This is a genomic window from Paenibacillus sp. AR247, assembly GCF_002968895.1.
Classification (GTDB): Bacteria; Bacillota; Bacilli; order Paenibacillales; family Paenibacillaceae; genus Paenibacillus_AQ; species Paenibacillus_AQ favisporus.
The window spans coordinates 129,638-133,047 of sequence record NZ_PCZT01000006.1; the positions used below are offsets into that span (position 1 = coordinate 129,638).

The following is a 3,410-nucleotide window of genomic DNA, read 5'->3' on the forward strand; positions in this document are numbered from 1 at the left end:
AACACCGGACACTGCTGCTGCAGAACATCGGCGGCATCGGGAACATGACGGTGATTCCGGCCGGATGCAGCCCCGGTGAGGTATATGCTTTCGACACAGGCCCGGGAAACATGATCATCGACGGGGTCGTGGAGCGGCTGTATCCGGGACAATTAACGATGGATATTGGAGGAGCGATCGCTCGGTCGGGCACCGCCGATCCGCGTCTGCTGGGCAGGCTGCAGCAGGAGGCTTACTATTCGCAGCCGCTGCCGAAATCGACAGGCCGCGAGCTGTTCGGTTCCTCTTATATAGATAAGCTTCTGCATGATGCTGAAGCGCTTGGCATGCAGGCGGAGGACATTGTCGCAACGGTGACGATGCTGACCGCCTGGTCGATCGGCGACGCCTACCGCAGATATGTGATGGCAGGCCATCCCGCCGATGCGATGATCGTTGGCGGCGGAGGTAGCTACAATCCGGTGCTCATGGAATGGATCCGCAAGGAGATGGCGAAGGCAGGCGTTCAAGTGCTGACGCAGGAGGCCATCGGCCATAACAGCGATGCGAAGGAAGCCGTGGCGTTTGCCGTTCTGGCGGATTACGCGATCACCAACCGGCCGAATAACCTTCCGCATGTGACCGGCGCTTCCAGACCTGTCGTCATGGGCAAAATCAGCTTTTAAAGGGATGGAGGAACTCACCAGATGGTTGTAACCACTTGGAGTAACCAGTACACCGGTGCTGTCATCGGCTTGTGGAACACGGTAGCTGTGCGGGATGGCTACAAAGAGATGACGGAGGCAAGCTTCAGCGGCATATTTACGGATAATCGCTATTTCGATCCGGAGAACACGTTTGTTCTCGTGGAAGACGGCGAAGTGAAGGGTTTTGCCTGCGGCTGCACCGGCGGCGATCTGCCGCTTGGAGATCATGCGGGGTACATCACCTGCATCGTACTTGCCGACGAAGTCCGCACGGATGACAACTACAAGATGATGCTGGAGCATCTGGAAGGGCGCTTTCAGGCGCTGGGTAAAAAGCAGGCCGACGTACTGTTTTTCAATCCGATGATGCTGCCCTGGTACATACCGGAAACGCCGCGCCACGAGCATAACAATGCGCCCGGTGTGCCGACAGGCAGCAGGCTCCATTCGTTTTTGCTGGGCCAGGGATACGTGGAGAGGGCCCAGGAATGCGCGATGTACCTGAACCTATCTTCGTTCTCCATCCCGCAAGAGATTCGCGGGAAAGAAGAGAAGGCCAATGCCGAGGGATACACGGTGGAGCTGTTTGACCAAGGCAAGCATCACGGCGTTACGGACATGCTGCAGGGCTTCGATAATCCGCTGTGGCAGAAGGAAATCGCCCAATCGACCGAGGAGGGGGTGCCTGTCGTCGTGGCGGCGCACCACGGTAAGGTGGTCGGATTTGCCGGTCCGGTTATCCGCCAGGAGAGCGGGCGCGGCTATTTTGCCGGCATCGGCGTTCACCCCGAGCATGAGGGACACGGACTCGGCAGCATCCTTTTTTTTAAGCTGTGCGAAGCATTTCTGCAGATCGGGACGGATTATATGTCCCTGTATACCGGCAGCACCAATCCGGCCATCCGGATTTACGAGAAGGCAGGGTTTAAGACGGTCCGGACATTTTCGATCATGAGAAGGGAGTTTTAAAGCGATGAGCGAACAGAAATTGACGATTATGGCCATTGGCGGCCATGTTGGGGATGCGGAACTGACGGCGGGCGGCGTGCTTGCCAGCCATTCCTTGAAGGGCGACCGCATCGTCACGCTGGCACTGACGGCAGGGGAACGCGGCGTGCCCGCAGGTCAGGATATGGCGGAGTACCGCCAGCAAAAGGTGAACGAGGCCAAGGCGTTTGCCGACATGCTAGGGGGCGAGTCCATCGTATTTGACATTCCCGACGGCGAGCTGAAGGATACCGAGGACATGCGTCTGAGAGTATGCGACGAAATCCGGCGCGTGAAGCCGAACATCATCATTACCCACTGGAAGAACAGCATGCACAAGGACCACGCAACGACGCATAACATCGTGAACGATGCGCGTTTTTTTGCCGGCCTGGCGTCCTTTGAGCGGGAACTGCCCGCGTTTTTCGCTTCCAAGCTCTACTATGCGGAAAACTGGGAGGATGCGGTGGATTACAAGCCGTACGTGTACGTGGACTTTTCACAGGAGGCATTTGACCTGTGGGTGAAAGCGGTATCGCAGCACTGGTTCGTCACGAACAGCAAGTCCTTCCCATATCTCGAGTACTATAAGCATCTGGCACGCGTGCGCGGAATCGAGACGCGTAAGGNGTACGACGATACCTCTGTTACAGTCATTTTTTTAGGGGCGTACACTAATTTCACTACCAGGAGGTCACAATGATCGCTAACGGAATTGACCGGATCGAAGATTATGCCCATCTGCTCCAAGGGAAGCGGCTCGGGCTGATTACGTCACCGACGGGCTTAAACCGTAAATTTGAATCCACCATTCAAATCCTGCATGAGCGGTTCCAGCTGACGGCGCTGTTTTCGCCGGAACACGGGGTTCGGGGGGATCAGGCAGCAGGGGCGCAGGTTGAAACCTACCGGGACCCGATTACCGGCGTGCCGGTGTACAGCTTGTACCGCAAGGACTCCAAGCGGCTGAGCGCGGAAATGCTGGACGAAGTGGACGCCGTCGTTTACGATATCCAGGATGTGGGTGTGCGCTACTATACGTTCATTTATACGATGCTGTACGCCCTGGAGGATTGTGCCAAGGCGGGAAAAGAGTTCATCGTCCTCGACCGGATCAACCCGCTGGACGGGGTGACGGTGGAAGGCAACGTCCTGAAGCCCGGCTTTGAATCGTTCGTCGGCAATTACCCGCTCGCCGTCCGCTATGGCTTGACAGCCGGCGAGGTGGCGTCGATGGCGAACGAGCAAATGGGCTGGAACGCCCAACTGCATGTCGTTCCATGCGGCGGCTGGGACCGGAACATGCTGTTTCCCGAAACGGGAAACCTCTGGGTCATGCCGTCGCTCGGGCTGCCGCGCTTTGACAGCGCGCTCCTCTATCCGGGAACCTGTTTGTTCGAGGGCACGAACCTGTCCGAAGGACGGGGAACGACGGCACCTTTTGAAATCGTTGGCGCACCGTTTGTTGAGGCGGAGAAGCTGGCGGACGAGATGAACGGTATGAAGCTGCCCGGCGTCATTTTCCGGCCGGTTTATTTCAAGCCGACGTTTTCCAAGCATGAGGGCGAGCAGTGCGGAGGCGTGCAGCTGCATATTACCGACCAGCGGGCTCTGCAACCGCTCGAGACGGGAATCCGGCTGATGTACACGCTGAAACAGAACTATGAAGCATTCGAATTTTTGCCGCCGCACAAAGGCAACAAGCTGCCGTTCATTGATCTTCTGGGCGGGGATGAT

The 3,410-nt window shown here is 57.3% G+C and carries 4 protein-coding genes; all 4 read left to right on the top strand.

From position 1 onward, the window contains the following. Positions 1-665: anhydro-N-acetylmuramic acid kinase (locus CPT76_RS05480; protein ID WP_181152698.1), on the top strand; the 665-nt coding region annotated here is incomplete at its 5' end. A 21-nt stretch (positions 666-686) separates the two neighbouring features. Further along, complete coding sequence (locus CPT76_RS05485; RefSeq protein ID WP_105442185.1) at positions 687-1,655, top strand: GNAT family N-acetyltransferase; 969 nt, start codon at positions 687-689, stop codon at positions 1,653-1,655. A 4-nt stretch (positions 1,656-1,659) separates the two neighbouring features. Beyond that, a complete protein-coding gene (locus tag CPT76_RS05490; RefSeq protein ID WP_105442186.1) occupies positions 1,660-2,376 on the top strand; it encodes a PIG-L deacetylase family protein in 717 nt (238 codons plus the stop codon). After that, positions 2,373-3,410, top strand: a 1,038-nt coding sequence (locus CPT76_RS05495) for an exo-beta-N-acetylmuramidase NamZ family protein (RefSeq protein ID WP_105442187.1), incomplete at its 3' end; no start/stop codon positions are given. The genes CPT76_RS05490 and CPT76_RS05495, both read left to right, overlap by 4 nt.

Bases quoted from the DNA above. Each gene is read 5' to 3' on its own strand.
- CPT76_RS05485 (WP_105442185.1), top strand. From the start codon at position 687: ATGGTTGTAACCACTTGGAGTAACCAGTACACCGGTGCTGTCATCGGC.